Raw genomic sequence first — 20,363 nt, 5'->3', positions numbered from 1 at the left:
AAGGAGAGTTGCAATGAAAAACTACCTTGCCGTCTTCTTCGGAAAATCAGACGCGATGGAAGCTTGGAAGGCGCTACCTGAATCGGAGCGCAAAGACCGCGAGCAAGCCGGTATGGCCGCGTGGCACAAATGGGTGGCCGATCATAACGGCGTCATATCCGAAATGGGCTCGCCTCTCGGAAAAACAAAGCGTGCGGACAAGAACGGTATGTCGGACACACGCAACGAACTATGTGCCTGGACGGTGGTTAAAGCCAATTCACAGGAAGAAGCAACGCGCCTGTTCCTCAACCACCCTCACTTTACGATTTTCCCCGGCGACCACATCGAGGTGATGGAGTGCCTGCCGGTTCCAGGGATGGCGTAATTGCGTCTACCTCGGCCCATCCATCGCAAAATCTTTCGAGGGCGCGAGATATCTCGCTCCCTCATCAATCTCCTGCCACCGCTACTACGGATATAGCCCCCGCGCCTCTCGCGCAGCCAGGATTCGCTCGCAAGCCACGATATAAGCGGCCGTTCGTAGCGAAACCTTATTGAAATCCGCGCACGCCCATATCTTGCGGAATGCTTCAACCATAAGCGTATCGAGTCGCGAGTTAATTTCGTTCTCGCTCCAGAAAAAGCTGGAAAAATCCTGCACCCATTCAAAGTAGCTCACCGTCACGCCGCCGGCGTTACAGATGACATCCGGCACCACGAGAATATCGCGGTCGGTAAGAACATCGTCGGCATCAGGCAGGGTCGGTCCGTTGGCGCCCTCAAGCACAAGCTTTGCCGTCGTCCGGCGCGCGCGCTCGGCCGTCAATTGCGATTCCAAGGCCGCTAAAATCAGAATATCGCAGGGCGTGCTCCAGAAAGCATCGTTAAGATCCGGCGATCCGCCGATCCCTTTTCTCGACGGCGCGCTCATCATCAGCGCGGGAACGTCGATTCCCGCTTCATCGATAACGGTACCCCACTGATCCTGTAGCGCGACCACCTTTGCACCATTGAGAACGAAAAGCTCCGCCGCGGACGAACCGACGTTGCCGAAACCCTGCACGCAGACCCGCGCGCCTTCGAGGCTCAAGCCCATACGCGATGCCGCTTCGCGTCCAGTAACGAAGACACCGCGTCCCGTTGCCTTGACGCGCCCCAGCGAACCGCCAAGATGCAATGGCTTTCCCGTTACGACACCTGACGCCGTAAACCCAACCTGCATCGAGTAGGTGTCCATGATCCATGCCATGACCTGGGCATTGGTATTGACATCTGGCGCCGGAATATCTTTTTGCGGGCCGATAATGATGCTGATTTCGCTGGTATAGCGCCGCGTAATCTTTTCCAGCTCGTTGTCCGACAGCGCAAACGGATCAACGCGAATCCCGCCCTTTGCTCCTCCAAATGGCAGATCCATCGCGGCCGTCTTGATCGTCATCCAGGCAGCGAGTGCCATTGTCTCTTCCAGCGTAACCTGCGGATGAAACCGAAGGCCGCCTTTGCCGGGCCCGCGCGAAAGATTGTGCTGCACGCGAAAACCTTCGAAATGACGGACGATGCCATCGTCCATTTCGATAGGCACGTCGACGATCATCGTCCGCTTGGGATGTTTGAGTGTTTCCACCCAACGCGCCAAAGTCTTGAGATAGGGCGTTACGCGATCGACCTGAGCAAGATACGTCGCCCAGGGGCTTGGAAATGAAGACTTTGCATACGACAACGGCGGCGATGTCTTTTCTGTTATGTTGGTCATGCGCTTCTTATTGCTGTTATTTGAAAGATGAATGTCTCTTATTCGATGGGCGCAAAACATGGCGTGACTGCGCCGGAAACGCGCCGCGGCCACTCACTGCAAAAACGTGCGATAGCTGTCCGAGCTAGCGGCCCGCAAGCGCGATATCGCGAAGAACCGCTGCCTCAAACTGCACTTCATCAACGCGGTGTTTCAGGACGTCGCCGATACTGATGATCCCGACGAGATGATTATTCTCGACCACAGGAAGATGTCGGACACGCCGTTCCGTCATCAAATGCGTCACGTGCGCGATCGTATCGCCGGGAGAACACGTAACGATTTCGTGCGTCATGAGAGCTGATATTGGCAACGCCAGAAGCCTGTTTTCGTTGGTCGCCAAGGCGCGCACCACATCGCGCTCAGAAATGATCCCATCCAACGCCTGGCCATCTCTGCTGACAACCATTGCGCCAACGCCCTCGGCCCGCAGCATCTGCACGAGCTTAAGGATCGTGTCGTCCGGCCGTACGGTCAGAACATGCGCATTCTTTTTTGCTTTGAGGATATTTTGAACAATCATAGCCATAATCCTAAAAATTGCGGTTTGGCCACTCACACCCTTGAATCTATCACTGACGACGTGCCTGTGCAGGGCTAATTTAGTTGGATGCCATGTCTTAAAGGTGGGGAAGGAATGCCGGAAAAATCGACAACGGTCGCCGACTACCTGATCGAGCGGCTCAAACAGGCGGGCCTTGAGCACGCCTTTGGCGTTCCCGGCGATTATGTCTTGACGTTCATGGATCGCTTGATCGCATCTGGCGTCGACCTGATAGGAACCTGTAATGAACTTAATGCGGGCTATGCTGCCGATGCTTATGCTCGCATCCGCGGCATCGGTTGTACCGTCGTGACATGGGGCGTCGGCGGCTTCAGCGCCATGAATGCCGTCGCGGGCGCTTATGCGGAACAGGTTCCGCTCGTGGTCTTGGTCGGCGGACCGCGCACAAATCAGCGCCGCTCCTCAATGCTGCTTCATCACGGCGTGGGCGAATTTTCGACAATGCAGCATGCCTATGCACACATCACAGTTGCGTCCGTTCTGCTCGACGATGCTGGAGACGCGCCCCAACTCATCGACCGTGCGCTTGCCCGCTGTCTCTCTGAGAAGCGCCCGATCATGATCGAAATTCCCGTCGATATCGTTGATCAGCCCTGCGAGCCCTCGAAACGGCAGACACCGTCCGGACCACCCGTGTCAGATCCGGACTCATTGAACGAAGCCCTGGACGAGGTCATGGCCCTCCTCGCGTCGGCGAAGCGGCCGGTCATTCTCGGTGGCGTTGAGCTGCATCGCTACGGCCTGATGCAACAATTCATGCGTCTCGTCGAAAAGAGCAAGCTACCGGTTGCAACAACTCTCCTCGGCAAGACCGTCATCTCGGAACTTCACCCGCAGGCGATTGGAGTTTACGAAGGTGCCATGTCGCGAAAGGATGTTCGGGCAATCGTCGAAGCCAGCGACGTCCTGCTCTGCATCGGCGCGTGGATCAGCGACATCAATTTCGGCGTGTTTACCGGCAAGCTCGAAGGCCGCCAATTGATCCTCGCAAATTCCGGCCGCCTGAAGATCAGCCAACACGTCTACGAGCAAGTATGGATCGGCGACGTGGTGACCGGCCTCGCGGATCGCATGCCGGCCCAGGGATTGCCCCATCCCCCGTTTGAAAGCGCAGCCAAACGTGAGGCCAAGCCATCGATTGCGCACCGCGGAGCCAAGCTCACGGTCGACAAGGTCATGAGCCGCGTCAACGACTATATCCGCGACGACACCATCGTCGTTGCCGAGACAGGCGACAGCCTGTTCGCCGCTGCCGACCTCGTCATGCATCATGATGTCGGCTTTATAGGGCAGGCGTTCTACCTATCGATCGGCTACGCCCTTCCCGCGGTTCTGGGTGCCTCTATCGCCGCCCCGAACCGCCGCGTTCTCGCTCTCATCGGTGACGGCGCATTGCAAATGACGGTGCAGGAATTATCGTCGCTTTGCCGGCGAAATATCCCGGTCGTCCTGCTGATCATGAACAATGACGGCTACACCACCGAACGCGTCATTCACGAAGGCCCCTATAACGATATCCAATCATGGGACTATCACAAACTGCCGGATGTCTTCGGTGGCGGCTGGGGGCGTCGCGTCGAAACCGAGGAAGAGCTCGACGCGGCATTGAACCAGGCGAGAAGCAGCAACGATGGCCCCGCCGTCATCGAAATCATGCTCGACAAACTGGATATGTCGGACGCCCTGAAACGCCTCGGCGCTGAACTTTCACCTGATAAAAAGCACAGCCAATAATAGCCGTCTCGCCTCGAAACCTTGCCATTGGCCCAAGCGCGGAGCCCAAAGAGACAAGAAGCGTTACGCCTACCTAACCCGGCAAGCAAAGACTTGTCAGAGCTTCTGACGGAATGACTGCGCTCGCCAAGCCGAGTATCGCAACAATCGTCCCCGCTGCCGTTCTGAGACGCGGCCGAGAGAGCATGCCCGCAGGACCTACGGCCCTCGCCGATCCGTATGCAGCGAGGCTGACTGCGGGCATCGTTGCAATTGCGAAACCGCCCATGAACAACGCACCATCGGTCCCTGATCCACTGACCGTTGCCATCATCAAGGCGTTGTAGACCATGCCACACGGTGCAAATCCCCAGACCATGCCGGACATCACCGGCAGACCTTTCGACATCCGTGCAGGCAGCCACCGACGAATGCGCTCATGAACAGCGGTGACTGCCTTAGAAAGACCGTATCGCGGCAGAATACCGGCAATCGACAGCCCTACTGCAACGATGAGCGCGGCGGCCATCATACGCACAGCTGCCTGCAATCCGGCAAGATGCATCAAACTCGCAAATGATGATCCGACCGATGCGACCACCGCTCCGCCGAGCACATACGTCAGCGCGCGCCCGGTTTGAATGCCGGCAAGTGCACGCAACTGCGATCTCTGCGCGGATGAGCTAGGCGCCGTCGCCAACAGCAGCGACGACGCAATGCCACCACAAACGCACGAGCAGTGCAGACTTCCCGCGAGCCCCATGACAAACCCACCGGCAAACAAAGCCGCGCCGTCCATCCGTCAACCTCCCCGTCCTAAAACGGACTGGACCTCCAACGCTGCTATTTGCCGGTGTCGGCGTAGCAGCTCGCAGCGTTGACGACGGGCGGCAAATTGATCGCCGGATTTCCATCGAAGAACCCGGACGGCATCAATTTGAATCCGGCCGAAATGCACGGCTGCACGGGAAAGTCTTCTGGTCGAACCGAATGGTGCAATCCGAACGTATGCCAGAGCACGATATCCGTGTTCTCGATCGAGCGGTTCTTGGCAACGAAAGACTTGATATCTCCCGATCCGTCCGAATGATTCATGAATTCGCCAGCAGGGAAACGCTCGGTCGGATCGTAGGCCGAAACCCAGACGTGGTTCTGCGTGAAGGATGCGCGCTTGCCCGAAAACGAATTTGGCGCAACGAACGACGTCAGGCAATCCGGGGCATCGAGCTTGTATCCGACCGGCGTTCCAGCACGATTGAATTTGTTTGGATTGATAACCTTCCAATAGCGCTGCGTACCGAGATTTGCAGTCCGTGCGGCGTCTCCCTCCGTCTTTATGAGGGTCTCTTGTTCGTAGAAGGCGTTGCCGTAAGGGTTCTCTCCGTCTTCCTGCTCGGCATAGGTATTGCACTCGACAAAGCTGTTCTTGTCGCCATCGACACACATCTCAAGCCGCGCGCAGAGGATGTGCTGATGGATCTGCCCGACGACGCCGGGCGCAACTTCGCGTCCATATTTTCCTGGCTGGCCGGGAATGCACGCCGTCGTGTTGATAATGCCTGTCGCCTTGAGCTCGAATTCGATCTTGCCGTCTAGGAAGAAATACCAGTACAGCGCATACTCATAGTTGCCGACCGTGCAGATCGACGAAATGACGAGCTTAGCGCCCCGGCGAATTTCAAACCGCTCCGTGCGGAAATCGGTATGCTTCCACAGCAAGCCTGAATCTTCTTCGTGAATGCAGATTGCTTTTTTGATCGTCCACGGCTCACCATCGCGCGTATTGAGATGCGCGTCGAGATACTTGATGACGCCGAGGCAATCGCAGCCGAGTTCAAGAGAGTTCGCGAGCTTGCCGATCCCGTACTCGCCAATATCGAAGACGTGCTTACGGAAGTGCCCGGCGTCTGGCGAACCATAGGGCACAGTCATCTCGACGATAGATGCGCGCCGGAGGATCGGTCGCCCGTTGAAGCTGATATCGTGCAGCGTCAGCGACTCGCGCGTATTGAACCCGATATTGAGCGCCCAATTACGCCAAGTCAGCCGACTTCCCTCGATTTTGAAATTCACGCCTTCCGGCTGGACGACATTGATCGGCTTTGCAGGCGGCTGGAACTCGTCGAAGAACTGGTGCTCATAGTTGTATTCAGCCATCGGGATCGGCGTAACGCCGTAATCGTCGATCCGAATGACCTCGCCGCTGTTGATGTCCACCACAGCGTTGAGGCCTTCTATAGGATGCGCGTAGAAGTTCTCGAACTCCCGGAGCCGAAGCCAGCAAAAAACATGGCAGAGATGGCGCCCTTCCTCCCCCGGAATATCGAAGCTCCCCGCCGACCACGGATCGACGCACACTTTGCTCATGTCGGTAATGCCGCGCTTGGCACACGCAGCGATGAACTCCGCATTGCCGCGAACAATGTCCTCGATAGCCAAGAACTGTTCGAGTTGTATCATTGGCCGTTTGTCGGGGCAGTCTTCGCGAAACAACACCTTTCCTGTATCGAGAGAAACGACGAACTTTGTAACGCCGATCGTCTCAGAACTTGAGGCGTTGACTGCCGCACGCCGCTCTACTGGCTTACCTTCGGCATAAGCCTTGAGTTCGTCCTTTGTCGGCTCGTCCAATCCGATCGACTCGAAGCACGTCTTCGGTCCGTATGGTGCCACGACCTTGACGACCCCAGCGGCATTCCGGATCTCATCGGGCGACAACGGATCCAGTGGATGCCGAACCAAAGATGACTTTTCCAGCACGGCCGTCGAGCAACAGCTTTCTGACATGATTAGGCTCCCAAGTGTTGCAATGCGTTCTGGTTGGTCACGCACTTTAGCCGAATGACGCTGCTTCAACAGCAGCCGAGGCGACGCCCTATCAGGGCAACCGTCCTTTCTCGAAAGACCCTAGCCAGCGCCATGTGGGCTGTAATTGATAGTTGGCGCCAAAAAGCGAATCTGTCCGCTCAGAAACCGTTTGCTGCGCTCATCTGGAAACCACCGCCGCACAGAGATTTCACGTTCAAAGGTGATCTGCCGTCGCCGCAAACGAAGTGGTACGCTTCTTGCGATGCTGTCCCACTCAACGGCGACACTATGGGGTGGAGTTGCATGCCTTCATCAGGCGTCATCGCGGCATCGATCATCAACGGAGTTCTCTCCACGATCGATCGCCGGAGAATGGACCCGGAGACAATTTCCGCACGTGTCGGCATAGCGAACGATGGGTTGTTTGGACGCTCGCCTTTTCTTCCGCTCTCAGCGTTCACAACGATGCTGGAGATGGCGGCAACTCAGACGAACGATCATGCACTTGGCATGAAGTGGGGAAAACTCTTCAATATTCACGACTTAGGAGCAACTTCCCAGCTCTATCTCACCGCTCGTACTGTCGGTGAAGGGCTCACCAAGCTTTGTGAGTATTTTCCCACCTTCCAGGGCGGAACGCACTGCGCACTGAATGTCAGCGGCGACACCGCACGCCTGACCTACTCCATTTTCGACAGAACCGTCTCACATCGCGTCCAGGATGCAAATTTCTCAGAGGCTGTCTTGTGCTCGGTCCTGCGCGCGACTTTGGGCAAGGACTGGGAGCCGCTATGCCTAGAGTTCGAGCATTCTCCTGGTGCAAATCTCGCCAGTTATCAGGCGCATTTTCATTGCCCACTACGTTTTGGCGCTCGTTATAACGCTATATTGTTTCCCCTCTCGGAGCTGAGCCGCCCGATCCTCTCATATGATCGCATGCTGCACCACCGCTTGGAGAGTGAGCTGTCCGACTGCCTAAGTTCGCAAGAACTCGAGCTCGATCTCAGCAACAGCGTCAAGGCATGGATCAACGCCAGTCTATGCTGTTCCAAGAGCATCGACATACAGGATGCAGCCAGCGACTTCGGTATGAGCGTCAGAAGCTTTCAGCGAAAGCTCGCCGATGCTGGCCTGAACTATGCAGATCTTCGCAACGCAGTGCGAACGGAAATCGCGAAGGCGATGCTGGCGTTCACCGATCGCACCATTCCGGAGATCGCGTTCGATCTTGGCTATAGTGAAACGAGCGCATTCTCACGAAGCTTCAAAAGCTTCACCGGATCGACACCAGCTAAATTCCGGGACGGCGCCGTTCGCGCGCGAACATCTTCAGGACAGGGATCTTCTTTCATGGCGCCGACGAGCGCCGCCAGCCATTGATTGGATAAGACAGCGCTAAGCCTTAGACGCTGACGCAAGTCCTTTGCCACGCGACGCCACGACGCCGATCACGATGAGAACAATTGAAAATGCAATCACCAATGTCGCAACGGCGTTGATCTCCGGCGTCGCCTCGCGACGAAGGATCGACCAAAGCGCCATCGGCAAAGTATTTTCGCGGCCGGTCAGAAGGTATGTAACCGCGATCTCGTCGAACGAGATCGAAAATACGATCAGCATCGTACCGAAGATGGCGGACTTCAGGTTCGGCAACGTCACTTTAAAGAACGTCTCGATCTGCGAAGCGCCAAGATTGAAGGCCGCCTCCTCCTGGCTCCGACCGAGCTGCTGCAGACGCGCAAAAACTTCCGTGACATAGATGCAAGTCAGAGCCGTACCTTGGCCGAGCATGATCGTATTGAGTGATAGCCGAAACCCGATCGTGATGTAGAAACTCAAAAGCGAAACACCGGTAATGACACCGGGAAGCACAATCGGCAGCATCACGATCCGCCGGAAAGCGGCTTTCCCCGGAAACTCGTAGCGGTCCAGCGCAATCGCCGCCGGCAGCCCGATGAGCATGCTGAGAATGACCGTTCCGATGCCGACATAAACGGACGCGCCGATCGACCGCATCAGCGTTTCGTTCTCGAGAACCTTCTCATACCAGGAGAGCGTGAAGCCTTTGAACGGAAGCCCGGTAAACTCGCTAGCATTGAATGAAAAGAATGCCATGACGAGCAGCGGCGCATAGAGAAACAGCAGAACTGCTCCGGCGAGACCTGCGACAAGGGGTTTGTTTCCAAATGCGCGCATTCAATTTTCTCTCGTCCGTTCTAGAAACGCACCTGAAATTGGTGCTCAAGGCGATGGGCCAAGGTAATCAGCCCAAGCCCCAGGGCGATAATGACCAGGCCGATCGCCGCCGCCATCGGCCAGTCGTAGGCCGCGCCCAGCAGGTTGATAACAATGTTGGATATCATGATGGAATCCGCGCCACCGACGAGCGCGGGCGCTACGAAATCTCCAAACCCCAGCGAGAACGTGATGACGCCGCCCGCGATGATGCCCGGAATGCTGATCGGCAAAACGATCTTGCGGAAGATCTCCATACGCGTCGCACCCTGGTCGAGCGCAACTTCGATAAGAGACGTCGGGATGCGTTCGAGTTGAGCGTAAATCGAAAGCACTGCAAATGGCGTGAAGATATAGGCGAGTGTCAACGTCACGCTGAACTCGTTATAGAGGAACAACGTCAGCGGACGATCGATTATACCGAGCCCAAGCAGTGAGGCGTTGATGAGACCGGCTGTTCCGAGAATGGTTTTCCAGGCGTAGGCCTTGACGAGATAAGACGCCCACCACGGCACGATAACCAGAAGATAGACGTAGCGTTTGGTCGCTTCCGAAGCATGAAACGCCAAATAGAACGCCAGCGGATACGCAACAATCGACGACGACACCGCTGTATAGATACCGATCTTCGCTGATTTGAGCATCACGCTGAGATATGGCTCGGTCGTAAAAACCCTGACGAAATTCGCCAGTGAAAAGCCCGGCTTGAAGACGACGTAATCGACCGATCCCAGACTGTAATAGAACAGCATGCAGTAGGGTAGGATCATAAAAACGAAGAACCAAGCCGCAGGTGGCAGAAGCCAGAAAAGCATGCGCGCGCGTTCGATCTTTTTCGCCTTCAGCGCGCCTGGGCTGAGCTTTGCGGCCGTCTCCGAGATGGCGCTTGAAGTCGTCATGACGGAAGCTGCAGTGTCATTCATGGATTAAGCTGCCAATACGCGAATATCGTCTGGAAGAACGGAAAGCGGCACGACATCGCCGATGCTGGCCTGCGCGCCGGTCGTTCGATCATGCACGCTTATCCGACCGGCACCGCCCGCAAGCTCGATCACATACTCATTCTTCGCACCGAGGAAGAGACGCTCAGCCACAGTGCCACGAAGAATATTTCTTTGGTCAGATACGTCCTCGCCGATGGCGACGCGGTCGACGCGGATCATCACGCCGACTGTCTTGCCTGAGACGGTCGCGGCGTTGGCCGGTGCCGAAAGCGTTGCGCCGCCTGCCAAACGGATCTTAGCCGTCGGGCCATCAACCGCGTCGACCACGCCTGTAAGAACGTTAGCCCGATCGATGAAGTTCGCCACGAACTTGGAATTCGGCTGGGCGTAAACTTCTTGCGGACTTCCGCTTTGAACGATGCGCCCCTTATTCATGACGACGATGCGATCGCTCATCGCCATCGCTTCTTCCTGATCGTGCGTGACGTAAATGAAAGTCTTGTTGAACTGCCGGTGCAGCCGCTTGATCTCGACCTGCATCGCTTTGCGCAGGTTGGCGTCAAGCGATGCAAGCGGCTCGTCGAAGAGAACGACCGCTGGATCGGTAATGAGCGCGCGCGCCAGAGCCGTGCGCTGCTTCTGCCCGCCAGAGAGTTGATGCGGCATTTTCTTGCCATGATCGGCCAGCTGCACGAGGCTCAAGTATTCATCAACCCGCGCACGGATTTGCGCTTCGGTATAACGACCCCGCATTTTTTTGAGGCGGAGACCAAAGGCTACGTTTTCTGAAATCGTAAGATTGGGAAAGAGAGCGAAATCCTGGAATACCATCCGCATGTCGCGTTCCGACGGCTGCGAATACGTTATGTCTTCACCATCGATGCGAATGGTGCCCGTGTCCGGCATTTCGAAACCCGCAATACAGCGCAGCGTCGTCGTCTTGCCGCATCCGGATGAGCCCAGAAGGGTGATGAACTCACCCTTCTGGATCGACAGGTCTACACCGTCGACGGCCGCAACGTTCGATGCACCATACGTCTTGCGAATACCGATGAGATCTATGTAAGCGGCCATTCGCGCACCCTCTTGATCGCAGCTTGGACGGACTAAAAACGGTTCGTGATTATTGCGCGGCTTTGACCTGATTCCAGATTTCCAGATATTTCGCGCGCTGTTTCACCGGCTGCCACCAGCTGACGGTCTTCAGCGTTTCCGGGTTCGTCATGCCGAGTTCTTCAAACGACTTCTTCTGGTCGTCCGGAAGGAAATCGACCATCTTGGCGTTGGAATATCCAAATCCCGTAACGGCGTGTCCGAGAGCTTGTGCCTTTGCACTCGACACGTAATTCAGCCATTTGTAGACGCAGGAATTGGACGAAGCTCCCTTGGCAATCATCCAGCTATCGCTCCAGCCACCCCGTCCCTCCTTTGGAACGATGTCGATGAGTTTCCGATCACCGCCGCGCAGCTTGACCAACGTTTCTTCCCATGCATTGCCGCCGATGACTTCCTTGCCTTGGAGCAAGGTCGTCATCTCGCCTGCTGTCGTCCAGTACTTGCGAACGTTCGGCTTGAGCTTCAGAAGCGCTTCTTTGACCTTCGCAAGCTCCTCGTCATTCATGTCGTAGACGTTCTTGATTCCGAGATAGCGCGCCGCTTCATAGAGTGTCTCGATATCGTCCCACATCGCGAACTTACCGGCGTACTTGGGGTCCCAGAGAAACGCGAGACTCGTCGGCGGCTCCGGCACGGCAGTGGCGTCGACGAGGATGCGAATGATGCCCCAGGCATAGGGAACGCCGTACGTCTTGCCATCTTTCGACAGCCACGGCGGCGATTTCAGCATCGGGAAGAAATCGGCCTCCGCCGAGATCTTGTCAGGATCGATCGGATCAACCAATCCAGCATCAATCAGCTTCATGGTCGTGTCGTTGGAGGGCGTCACGAGATCGTAAGTGCCGCCGCCGGCCATCAGCTTGGCGAAAATTTCGTCGTTCGTTCCGACATAGACAGCCGAGACGGCGCAACCGCTTTCCTTTTTGAAAGGCTCGACGAAACTCGCGTCGGCATAGCCCTCCCAAACCAGCATGTTTAAGCTATCGGCAGACGCGACAGAGGCGCCAAAGAGTGACAGCGCCGTGACTGCTCCGAGCGTTCGCGACAGGCGTCGAACCAAGCCACCGCGATTTCCCGAATAATTTTTACGTTGCGACACGCGACGACCTTCCGGCATGCGTTCAAACTCCATCGTTTGCGAAACCGAGCACAGCTCACACTGAACGGGACTGCCGAATGGTGCCCTGGCTCAAGCCAACGCCGCGCGCGCTCCTAGCCGACAGCCTGGAAAAACCTATCCAGGTCAGACTGGGAAGTAATTGACAGTTCATGCCAAAGTCTTCAGCGGCTTGTTTTGCAGCTGCCAGGCTCGCGCTCGAATGGCGAGGCCGCTATCTCAGGAAGCGCCTGAAGCTCCACATGGAGAGCGCAAACAGCATACAGCCGATACCAAGCAGCGCTGCGAACTGCGGCCAGACGACGTCAAATCCCGAGCCGCGAAACAGCACTGACTGAGCAAGAATGATAAAGTGCGTGTTCGGAGCGGCCAGCATGATATCCTGAATGATGGCCGGCATGCTCTCGCGAGGCGTCACGCCGCCTGACAGAACCTGCAAGGGGATAAGAACAAGAATAAGCAGCATACCGAATTGCGGCATCGTCCCCGCCATCGTCGCCAGAAAAACACCCAAGGCCGTCATAGCGAAAATATCCAGGGCAGCGCCAACGAGGAACAATGGCACCGAGCCGTTGACCGGAACCTGTAACAATCCCTGCACGACGAAAATCAGCGACATGCTCGACGCCAGCAGCACGACGAAGCCCATCGACCAGATCTTACTGACCATGATCTCGAATGGCGTTACGGGCATCACGAGAAGATGCTCGACCGTACCGTGCTCCCGCTCTCGAATGAGAGCGGCGCCGGTCAAAATGATCGACAGCATTGTAATCGACATGATGACATTCGTTATCGCCCCGAACCAAGTCTTATTAAGATTTGGGTTGTACCGAGCACGCAGCGTCAATCGAACGGGAAGATCGCCATCCGAGCGATAGCGATCGAGAAACTCGCTGATCTCACCTGCGAGAATGGATTCGATATAACCGCCACCCGTAAAGGCCTGCGTCATGCGGGTTGCATCGATGTTGAGCTGTATCGTCGGCGAACGGCCCGCAAGTAGATCGCGTTGGAACTCGGGCGGAATATCGAGCGCAAACGTATCGGCGCCGGCATCCATACGCTCGTCCATTTGCTCCTGAGTGATCAGCCGCGGCACACTGAAGTACGGCGGATAAAATGCGGTGATGATACGGGACGATACGGGCGACTGATCCTCATCGACGATTGCGATCGCCGCGTGATTGAGCGTATCCGGCAACGCCCGCGACGCCGAATAGATCGAAACCGAGAAAGCGTAGACGATTAGGATCAGCATCGTCGAATCGCGCATCAATCCGCGCAATTCCTTGACCCCGAGCTGCCAGATGTTCGCGACGCGCATCTTACGTCGCCTGCTTTTTGAGGAAGGCCGCGCCTAGGCCGAACAGGATGGGAATGGCAATCAGCAGCGCCAAGTAGTCATTGGCCAAATCGCCAAATCCCAGCCCTTTCGAAAACGTCCCACGCGAGATCGTGACGAAGTAGGCCGCCGGGTAGATCTTGCCGATATAAGCACCGACTCCCTGCAGCGATGATACCGGATCAATCAAGCCTGAATACTGGACAGCCGGAATCAGCGTTATCAGCGTCGTGCCGAAAATGGCCGCGATCTGGCTGCTCATGAATGACGACACCACCAGCCCCATGGACGTCGACACGATCACATAGAGCAGCGCTCCGAAGGTGTAAGCCAGAAAGCTCCCCGTAAACGGTACGCGAAAGACGAACACCGCAAACGCCGCCAGCAAAACGAAGTTGAGCATTGCGAGCGCCACATACGGTATTTGCTTGCCGAGCAGAAACTCAAGGCGCGTCACCGGCGTCACGTAAAAATTAATGATAGACCCGAGTTCTTTCTCTCGCACCACGCTCAGAACGGTGAGCATCGCCGGGATCATCATAAGAAGCAGCGGAATAACCGCCGGCGCCATCGCGACGAGACTTTCGACATCCGGATTGTAGCGATAGCGCAGCGCGACCTGAAAAGCACCGAGCGCTGATGAATCGCCATAAAGTTCACGCGCCTTCTGCGCTAGCCACTCAGTATGAATCTGCTGGACGTAGCTTGCGATGGTATCGCCGCGCATCGGCATCGCGCCGTCGATCCAGGCGCCGATCTCGACGTTTCGCCCGCGTGCAACGTCACGTCCGAACCCCGGCGGAAATTCGAGGACCAGACTCAGCTCGCCATTGCTCATGCGGCGGTCGAGGTCCTTATAGTCGGTAACCGGCGCTTTCTCCTTGAAATAGCGAGATCCGGCAATCTGCGTGGCATAATCACGGCTGATTGTCGTGTCGTCGCGATCGAGAACGGCGAAGCTCAGATTATCCACGTCGAGATTGATGCCGTAGCCGATGACGAACATCAAAAGCACGCTGCCGATCGTCGCGAGCGTGGCGCGAAGCGGGTCGCGCCGCAGTTCGAGCGTCTCGCGTCTCATATAGGCTAGCATCCGCCGGATGCTCTGGCTCAATGGGCTCGCCGGTCGAGCGGAGGCCGCATGATGCTCAGCAGCAAGTGACGTGGCGATCTGGTCGGCTTCAACGTCGCTACCTGCCTTGCTCCCGATCGCATCTTGCAGATAGTCGATAAAGGCATCCTCGAGCGACGATGCCTTGCGCTGCTCAACGATCGCGGCCGGCGTATCGCTGACGAGAACGCGGCCGGCATGCATCAACGAAATGCGGTCGCAACGCTCCGCTTCATTCATGAAGTGGGTCGAAACGAAGATTGTCACGTTATCCTTGCGCGAGAGATCGGCTAGGATCTGCCAGAACTGATCGCGCGCAACCGGATCGACGCCCGACGTCGGCTCATCGAGAATGAGCAATTCCGGGGAATGTATCATCGCCACGGCGAGCGACAGGCGCTGGCGGATACCGAGCGGAAGCGCATCAGGCAATGCGTCCATGACGTCGGAAAGATCGAAGCGGCGCACGACTTCAGCAATGCGCGGCGCGATATGATCGGGCTCCAGATGAAAGAGCCGCGCATGCAGATCGAGGTTCTGTGCGACGGTCAGTTCCGAATAAAGCGAAAAGGCCTGAGACATGTATCCAACGCGACGTCGGACGGCCATGTCATTGGGATCGACCTCTCGCCCGAACAATTTCACGGTGCCTTCGCTGGCCGGCAGAAGACCAGTCAGCATTTTCATTGTCGTCGTCTTGCCGCAACCGTTGGAGCCGAGAAATCCGAAAATCTCTCCTTTGGTAATACGGAAGCTGACGTCATCGACGGCGATGAAATCACCGAACCGCATCGTCAAATGATCGGCCTCGATCGCGACCTCGTCGTCACCGTTTTCTGTGCGCGGCGGAATGACGACATCGACGTGTCCGCGGCGCTGATCTTCCGGCAATAGGGCAATGAAGGCTGCATCGAGATTGGGCGCACCCGTCTTCTTGAGAAGATCGCTCGGCGCGCCCGTTGCGAGCACGTTTCCTGCGTTCATCGCGATCAGCCAGTCGAACCGCGCCGCCTCTTCCATGTAGGCGGTCGCGACGAGAACACTCATGCCCTTCCGGCCGAGACGAATGCCGTCGATCAACTCCCAGAACTGCCGGCGGGAGAGCGGATCGACGCCGGTGGTCGGCTCATCGAGAATGAGCAATTCCGGATCGTGGATCAGCGCGCAGCAAAGCCCGAGCTTTTGCTTCATGCCGCCGGAAAGCTTGCCGGCCGGTCGGTCGGCAAAGGAGGCAAGACCTGTACTCTTTAGCAGCTCGGCAATCCGGTCCTGTCGCTCATGCTGGTCGAGCCCAAAAAGTCGACCGAAAAAATCGACGTTCTCGAAGACCGACAGCGTCGGATAAAGGTTTCTGCCGAGCCCCTGGGGCATATATGCGATCTGCGGACAGGTTCGTCGGCGATGGGCCGCGTCCCGCATGTCTCCGCCGAGGACGGTGACGCGCCCCTTCTGTAGCTTGCGCGCACCGGAAAGGAGCGACAGCAGGCTCGACTTGCCGACGCCGTCCGGGCCGATCAGCCCAGCCATAACCCCCGCAGGGACATCGAGCGTAATAGCGTCGAGCGCCAGCGTCTTTCCGTAGCTTAGACTGACATTTTCAAGACGGGCGACGACTGGAACAGGTTCGGCCGGGCCGCTCGTCATTGCACCAGCTTTCCTGCGAGCACCGGCCATTGCGCGTTGGGATCAAGCTTGACGTATGCCACGCCGGGCAGCCCAGTCTTGACTTGCCGGATGTACTTCTGAAGCAGCGCCTTGGGTATCTGCGCCTTGATCCGGAACATCAGCTTCAGCCGCTCTTCTTCCGTTTCGACGCTTTTCGGCGTGAACTGCGCAACGTCGGCAACGAACGTTGCCTTTGCCGGGATGATGTATTGAGGTGCCGCATCGAGCACCAGCCGGATCTCCGCGCCCAGCGCCACTTGTCCCGCTTCCGCCGTGGGCAGAAAGAACGTCATGTAGACGTCGCTGAGGTCGACCATGTTGAGCACCCGCCCCCCCGCCGACAGAACCTCGCCAAGCTGCGCGACGCGATACTGCACCCGCCCGTCTCTCGGCGCCCGCAACGTGCTGTCGTCGATGTCTGCGGTGATGCTGTCGATAGCGGCCTTGGCGGCGTCGACGGCCGCACGCGCGTCAACGACCTGCGCCTCGGCCGAGCTGATTGCCGCCTCGGAGGCCGCAAGCTGAGCCTTTGCCGCCCCGACTGCTGCAACCGCGCCTTCCTTCGAGGCGCGATCGTCGTCGAGCGTCTGCTGTGACACGACGTTCGTCTTGACGAGTTCTGCTGAGCGCTTGAACTTACTCTCGGCGGCATCGAGTTCGGCCTCCCGCTGCGCGACGACTGCAACCTCCGCCGTTTTCTCCGCATTGCGTTGGGTGACGAGACTCTTCGCCGTATCGACCCCGATCTGCGCACGGTGGAACTGCGCTTGGGCCTGTCGCCGTTGCGCTTCGAGTTGAGCGGTGTCCATCCGCGCAACGACCTGCCCAGCCGTCACAAAGTCGCCCTCGTCGACGTATATCTCTTTGATTCGCCCTGCTATTTTGCTCGCGATATCGATTTCGACGGCCTCGATGCGGCCGTTTCCGCTGGCGATGCCGGGGGGCAAAGCCGAGCTGAAAAATTCCGTCCAGGCGAGATAACCACCGACCGCCGCGATCAAAACAATGACGATCAGCGTATCACGGCCGATCCTAGCTGCCAGTTTTTTGGCTCCCGGACCAAGCTGGTTTGTCCGCAACCAATGGCTCAACGATTTCTGCTCGCCGGCCGCCGGGGACTGCTCGGTTTGAGACTCACTCATGCGCCCCCCAGGAGAATGGCCGGAACGACGACACCGGCGGCCGGACCGATATCGGAGCGGAGCAGTTTCGAGGGATGCAAGAGGACAACCTTTGATAAATGTTGGTGCTGCGATTTAGTCCATGCTGGAATGAGCCACAGCGAAGACTTCGCCAACTAGCTGGCCTGCTCTAGGTCAGGATGCGTTGACCTGGGACAATACAATCGTTCGGGTTCCGCCCGTAACCATCTCTTCGCCGCGGAGAACTCAAACGAACCTCCTTCCGGCTCATCCGCCCAAGGGATATTCCCCCGATCGGAACGTTTGCCCATGTTGGAGTCACAATTTTTTAGTAGAAGCGGAACAAGATGACGGCGTCCGAGTTCGCCTGTCATCTGCTCCGGAGACGCGACTATGCCCTACTCGTTTTATGCGGTACTCAACGTTTTGCCGCAGATCGCGGCCACCGCATTCCTGCCGATCGTCGGCATCGCCCTCGTAAGCTACCTAATCAAATCGACCCGCCCGCAAGGCCCACAGAAGCCGATCGGAATCGACTGAACCGATCATTGAGCGGCTGGGAACTGTTAGGTCGCGGCAGGCGGCGGCCAATTCTCAACACGTTCGATCGCATCCCCCAGTCTTACTTCCCCACCAGTAATAATGCGTGCCGTCAGTCCGCCGCGGCCACGAACGGCGTTATAACCTCCCGGCCCCAAGTTCGCTTCCATCTGGCTGCACGGCGCGCACTCGCCGCTGGCCTCCAAGACAACCTCACCGATCAGAATGCGCCGCTCCTTTAGGGCATTCAGATTGAGCCTGCTCGTGACGAGGTTTCGCCGCAACAGCTCCGGCGAAACGTCCCTACCCATAAACGACGCTATCGCGGCGAGATCCTCAGCCGCAATGAGCGTCACTTGTCGCGGACCGTTCCGCTGCGTCTTGTAGCGATCACCCTCGATTCCTTGGCCCGCAACGAAAAGCGCCGATGCTGGCGTGAGCATCGGCGCTTTGCGGGAAGGTCGAAGACCGATCCAGGTAAGCCGGCCCGGCCCCACGGGACCGGCCAGTAATTTCGCCAGAATCGATTGGTGAGGCAGCGACTGCACATGCCCCTCCTGTCACCTTAGTTCTTCGGCGGTTCGGCCTCCTTCTGAGGCTCGGCCGATTTCGTCAGCTCATTCCACTTATCGCCGAGCTGCTTCTTGAGATCGTCGATCTTCTTCGACGCCTCTTCGGCTTTGGCGTTATATTCGGCCCGGGCTGCGGAATAGTCGGCGTTCGAAAGCTCGAATTCTGTCATGAACGGGCAACCGCCGTGCGACAGGTTCGGCGCTGCATAGCGAACGAGCGTCGACCCAGGCGTGGCGCCCGGACCGATTTTCATAATCACCGAATCCTTCTCCATGTGGCACTTCTCGCCCTTGGCGATCTTCTTGAGATCAATCGCCACGTACTTTCCGCCCTCGTTGAGCAGCGTCACGTCCATCGCGCTCGGCATGAATGCCAGCTCGACGCCGTTCTCGGCGCTCTCAGCGGCATAAGCAGCCGGAGCAAGGGCCAAGAACGACAAGGCGACGAGCAGTGACTTCAGGGTCGTTTCCATATTTCATTTCCTTCCGCTGTCCGCAAACACGGCCAGAACCTTTGACGAACCAGGATGTATTCCCGATGAACAGTTGATGCCACACGTCTCGATGATGCCTCAACCCACGCAAATGGACGAGGTGGTCATGCTCGATGCGCGCACGTACGTTTTAATGGAGCCTCACGCAGATTTTGCGGCAGCTTTAACAATCGACCCGAAGATTTGTTCCAGATTGTTCTGATAAACATCCCGTAATATTCGCTTCCTCGCCGCCTAAGCCCAACTCTCCAGTTGTCTAGCCCAGGCGGAGGCGCCGGTTTCTCAGTGTGCAAACGACTGTTAGCATCGCGCTCTGACTGGCCAAACGGAACCGACCGCACATCCAGCAATGGCATTCGTTCGGGGCAACCCCATGCGCTCCTTTCCTCCTCGCCGGCTTGTATGCCTGACCGAAGAGACTGTCGAAACGCTCTATCTGCTCGGCGAGCAAGACCGCATCGTCGGCGTATCCGGATATGCCGTTCGCCCGCCGGAGGTCCGCCGCGAAAAACCCAGAGTTTCGGCATTTACCTCTGCCGATATCCCAAAGATACTCGCGCTCGAACCCGATCTCATCCTCGCGTTCTCCGACCTTCAGGCCCAGATCGCGGCCGATCTCGCGCGAGCCGGGCAAGAGGTGCACATTTTCAATCAGCGCGACCTCGCGGGGATCTTTGCGATGATCCAGACGCTTGGCGCACTCATCGGTTGCGGAGACAAAGCCGAAGCCCTCGCTACCTCGCTCGCACTACGGATAGAAGCCGTCCGCGCCGAAACAGCGGGACAGAAGCATCGTCCACGCGTCTATTTCGAGGAATGGGACGACCCGCTGATCGCCGGTCTGGGCTGGGTATCCGAACTTATCGAAATCGCAGGTGGCGACGACATCTTTTCCGACCTGCGCCGCAAAGCGGCCGCCAAGGACCGCATCGTATCCGCCGAAACGGTGATCGCCCAAGCGCCCGAGGTCATTCTCGCATCATGGTGCGGTAAGAAGGTACGCCCGGAGACGATCCGCCGCCGTCCGGGCTGGGAAACTATTCCTGCCGTCGTCAACAATCTGGTTTTTGAAATCAAATCGTCGCTAATTTTGCAGCCCGGACCGGCCGCACTCACCGATGGTCTCGATGCCATTCGCGCGGCGGTGCGACAGGCATTAGTCACATTCAAAGATAACTGAGCAAATTCCGCTAAGATGATTTTTATCAGCCCAGGGGAACGG

General features: G+C 57.4%; 18 protein-coding genes. 5 read left to right on the top strand and 13 right to left on the bottom strand.

Going from position 1 to position 20,363, the window contains the following annotated elements; translation table 11 throughout:
* The first annotated feature begins 13 nt into the window (after positions 1-13).
* Entirely contained in the window at positions 14-367 is a 354-nt protein-coding gene (locus HYP802_RS0105240) for a hypothetical protein (RefSeq protein ID WP_013946064.1), read from the top strand.
* An 84-nt stretch (positions 368-451) separates the two neighbouring features.
* On the opposite strand, the gene HYP802_RS0105235 is transcribed toward HYP802_RS0105240, so the two are convergent.
* A complete protein-coding gene (locus HYP802_RS0105235; protein ID WP_013946063.1) occupies positions 452-1,735 on the bottom strand; it encodes a Glu/Leu/Phe/Val dehydrogenase in 1,284 nt (427 codons plus the stop codon).
* Positions 1,736-1,859: 124 nt separating this feature from the next.
* Positions 1,860-2,297, bottom strand: coding sequence for a CBS domain-containing protein (locus HYP802_RS0105230; RefSeq protein WP_013946062.1), 438 nt, complete (start codon positions 2,295-2,297; stop codon positions 1,860-1,862).
* Between the two features lie 114 nt (positions 2,298-2,411).
* Here HYP802_RS0105230 and HYP802_RS0105225 point away from each other — a divergent pair, with 114 nt between their 5' ends.
* Positions 2,412-4,073, top strand: a complete 1,662-nt coding sequence (locus HYP802_RS0105225) for a thiamine pyrophosphate-binding protein (protein ID WP_013946061.1) — start codon at positions 2,412-2,414, stop codon at positions 4,071-4,073.
* 73 nt (positions 4,074-4,146) lie between these two features.
* Here HYP802_RS0105225 and HYP802_RS0105220 read toward each other — a convergent pair whose 3' ends face one another.
* Positions 4,147-4,851, bottom strand: coding sequence for a sulfite exporter TauE/SafE family protein (locus HYP802_RS0105220; protein WP_013946060.1), 705 nt, complete (start codon positions 4,849-4,851; stop codon positions 4,147-4,149).
* 44 nt (positions 4,852-4,895) lie between these two features.
* Complete coding sequence (locus HYP802_RS0105215; RefSeq protein WP_024275291.1) at positions 4,896-6,839, bottom strand: primary-amine oxidase; 1,944 nt, start codon at positions 6,837-6,839, stop codon at positions 4,896-4,898.
* 54 nt (positions 6,840-6,893) lie between these two features.
* Here HYP802_RS0105215 and HYP802_RS0105210 point away from each other — a divergent pair, with 54 nt between their 5' ends.
* Complete coding sequence (locus tag HYP802_RS0105210; protein ID WP_081740946.1) at positions 6,894-8,240, top strand: AraC family transcriptional regulator; 1,347 nt, start codon at positions 6,894-6,896, stop codon at positions 8,238-8,240.
* A 15-nt stretch (positions 8,241-8,255) separates the two neighbouring features.
* Here HYP802_RS0105210 and HYP802_RS0105205 read toward each other — a convergent pair whose 3' ends face one another.
* From HYP802_RS0105205 to HYP802_RS0105175, 7 genes are all read right to left on the bottom strand, one after another.
* Entirely contained in the window at positions 8,256-9,056 is an 801-nt protein-coding gene (locus HYP802_RS0105205; protein WP_013946057.1) for an ABC transporter permease, read from the bottom strand.
* A gap of 20 nt (positions 9,057-9,076) precedes the next feature.
* Positions 9,077-10,018, bottom strand: a complete 942-nt coding sequence (locus HYP802_RS0105200; RefSeq protein WP_013946056.1) for an ABC transporter permease — start codon at positions 10,016-10,018, stop codon at positions 9,077-9,079.
* A gap of 3 nt (positions 10,019-10,021) precedes the next feature.
* Positions 10,022-11,113, bottom strand: coding sequence for an ABC transporter ATP-binding protein (locus HYP802_RS0105195; RefSeq protein WP_013946055.1), 1,092 nt, complete (start codon positions 11,111-11,113; stop codon positions 10,022-10,024).
* A gap of 49 nt (positions 11,114-11,162) precedes the next feature.
* Positions 11,163-12,254, bottom strand: a complete 1,092-nt coding sequence (locus tag HYP802_RS0105190; protein WP_157135382.1) for an ABC transporter substrate-binding protein — start codon at positions 12,252-12,254, stop codon at positions 11,163-11,165.
* Between the two features lie 232 nt (positions 12,255-12,486).
* On the bottom strand, positions 12,487-13,599 hold the full coding sequence (locus HYP802_RS0105185; RefSeq protein ID WP_013946053.1) for an ABC transporter permease: 1,113 nt from the start codon (positions 13,597-13,599) through the stop codon (positions 12,487-12,489).
* Between the two features lies 1 nt (position 13,600).
* Positions 13,601-16,372: a ribosome-associated ATPase/putative transporter RbbA gene (gene rbbA, locus HYP802_RS0105180; RefSeq protein ID WP_013946052.1), complete on the bottom strand. Its 2,772-nt coding sequence runs from the start codon at positions 16,370-16,372 to the stop codon at positions 13,601-13,603.
* Positions 16,369-17,535 carry an HlyD family efflux transporter periplasmic adaptor subunit gene (locus tag HYP802_RS0105175; RefSeq protein ID WP_013946051.1) on the bottom strand — a complete coding sequence of 389 codons (1,167 nt, stop codon included), beginning with the start codon at positions 17,533-17,535 and terminating at the stop codon, positions 16,369-16,371. Before HYP802_RS0105175 ends, rbbA begins: the two co-directional genes overlap by 4 nt.
* Positions 17,536-17,928: 393 nt before the next feature.
* On the opposite strand from HYP802_RS0105175, the gene HYP802_RS23515 reads away from it, so the two are divergent.
* Complete coding sequence (locus tag HYP802_RS23515; protein ID WP_013946049.1) at positions 17,929-18,075, top strand: hypothetical protein; 147 nt, start codon at positions 17,929-17,931, stop codon at positions 18,073-18,075.
* Positions 18,076-18,101: 26 nt separating this feature from the next.
* Here HYP802_RS23515 and HYP802_RS0105160 read toward each other — a convergent pair whose 3' ends face one another.
* Together HYP802_RS0105160 and HYP802_RS0105155 are read right to left on the bottom strand one after the other, a co-directional pair.
* A complete protein-coding gene (locus tag HYP802_RS0105160) occupies positions 18,102-18,623 on the bottom strand; it encodes an MOSC domain-containing protein (protein ID WP_013946048.1) in 522 nt (173 codons plus the stop codon).
* A 17-nt stretch (positions 18,624-18,640) separates the two neighbouring features.
* On the bottom strand, positions 18,641-19,120 hold the full coding sequence (locus HYP802_RS0105155; protein ID WP_013946047.1) for a hypothetical protein: 480 nt from the start codon (positions 19,118-19,120) through the stop codon (positions 18,641-18,643).
* A gap of 394 nt (positions 19,121-19,514) precedes the next feature.
* On the opposite strand from HYP802_RS0105155, the gene HYP802_RS0105145 reads away from it, so the two are divergent.
* Complete coding sequence (locus HYP802_RS0105145; RefSeq protein ID WP_024275286.1) at positions 19,515-20,321, top strand: cobalamin-binding protein; 807 nt, start codon at positions 19,515-19,517, stop codon at positions 20,319-20,321.
* The last annotated feature ends 42 nt before the right edge of the window (positions 20,322-20,363 follow it).

Origin of the sequence: Hyphomicrobium sp. 802 (assembly GCF_000526135.1) — a bacterium.
GTDB lineage: Bacteria > Pseudomonadota > Alphaproteobacteria > Rhizobiales > Hyphomicrobiaceae > Hyphomicrobium_B.
Note: the sequence above shows the minus strand (reverse complement) of the source record. Positions and strands in the feature narration are given on the sequence as shown.

Excerpts from the sequence above, each read along its gene's own strand:
- HYP802_RS0105240 (WP_013946064.1), top strand. The coding sequence starts at position 14 with ATGAAAAACTACCTTGCCGTCTTCTTCGGAAAATCAGACGCGATGGAA.
- HYP802_RS0105235 (WP_013946063.1), bottom strand. The coding sequence starts at position 1,735 with ATGACCAACATAACAGAAAAGACATCGCCGCCGTTGTCGTATGCAAAG.
- HYP802_RS0105230 (WP_013946062.1), bottom strand. The coding sequence starts at position 2,297 with ATGATTGTTCAAAATATCCTCAAAGCAAAAAAGAATGCGCATGTTCTG.
- HYP802_RS0105225 (WP_013946061.1), top strand. The coding sequence starts at position 2,412 with ATGCCGGAAAAATCGACAACGGTCGCCGACTACCTGATCGAGCGGCTC.
- HYP802_RS0105220 (WP_013946060.1), bottom strand. The coding sequence starts at position 4,851 with ATGGACGGCGCGGCTTTGTTTGCCGGTGGGTTTGTCATGGGGCTCGCG.
- HYP802_RS0105215 (WP_024275291.1), bottom strand. The coding sequence starts at position 6,839 with ATGTCAGAAAGCTGTTGCTCGACGGCCGTGCTGGAAAAGTCATCTTTG.
- HYP802_RS0105210 (WP_081740946.1), top strand. The coding sequence starts at position 6,894 with ATGACGCTGCTTCAACAGCAGCCGAGGCGACGCCCTATCAGGGCAACC.
- HYP802_RS0105205 (WP_013946057.1), bottom strand. The coding sequence starts at position 9,056 with ATGCGCGCATTTGGAAACAAACCCCTTGTCGCAGGTCTCGCCGGAGCA.
- HYP802_RS0105200 (WP_013946056.1), bottom strand. The coding sequence starts at position 10,018 with ATGAATGACACTGCAGCTTCCGTCATGACGACTTCAAGCGCCATCTCG.
- HYP802_RS0105195 (WP_013946055.1), bottom strand. The coding sequence starts at position 11,113 with ATGGCCGCTTACATAGATCTCATCGGTATTCGCAAGACGTATGGTGCA.
- HYP802_RS0105185 (WP_013946053.1), bottom strand. The coding sequence starts at position 13,599 with ATGCGCGTCGCGAACATCTGGCAGCTCGGGGTCAAGGAATTGCGCGGA.
- rbbA (WP_013946052.1), bottom strand. The coding sequence starts at position 16,372 with ATGACGAGCGGCCCGGCCGAACCTGTTCCAGTCGTCGCCCGTCTTGAA.
- HYP802_RS0105175 (WP_013946051.1), bottom strand. The coding sequence starts at position 17,535 with ATGAGTGAGTCTCAAACCGAGCAGTCCCCGGCGGCCGGCGAGCAGAAA.
- HYP802_RS23515 (WP_013946049.1), top strand. The coding sequence starts at position 17,929 with ATGCCCTACTCGTTTTATGCGGTACTCAACGTTTTGCCGCAGATCGCG.
- HYP802_RS0105155 (WP_013946047.1), bottom strand. The coding sequence starts at position 19,120 with ATGGAAACGACCCTGAAGTCACTGCTCGTCGCCTTGTCGTTCTTGGCC.
- HYP802_RS0105145 (WP_024275286.1), top strand. The coding sequence starts at position 19,515 with ATGCGCTCCTTTCCTCCTCGCCGGCTTGTATGCCTGACCGAAGAGACT.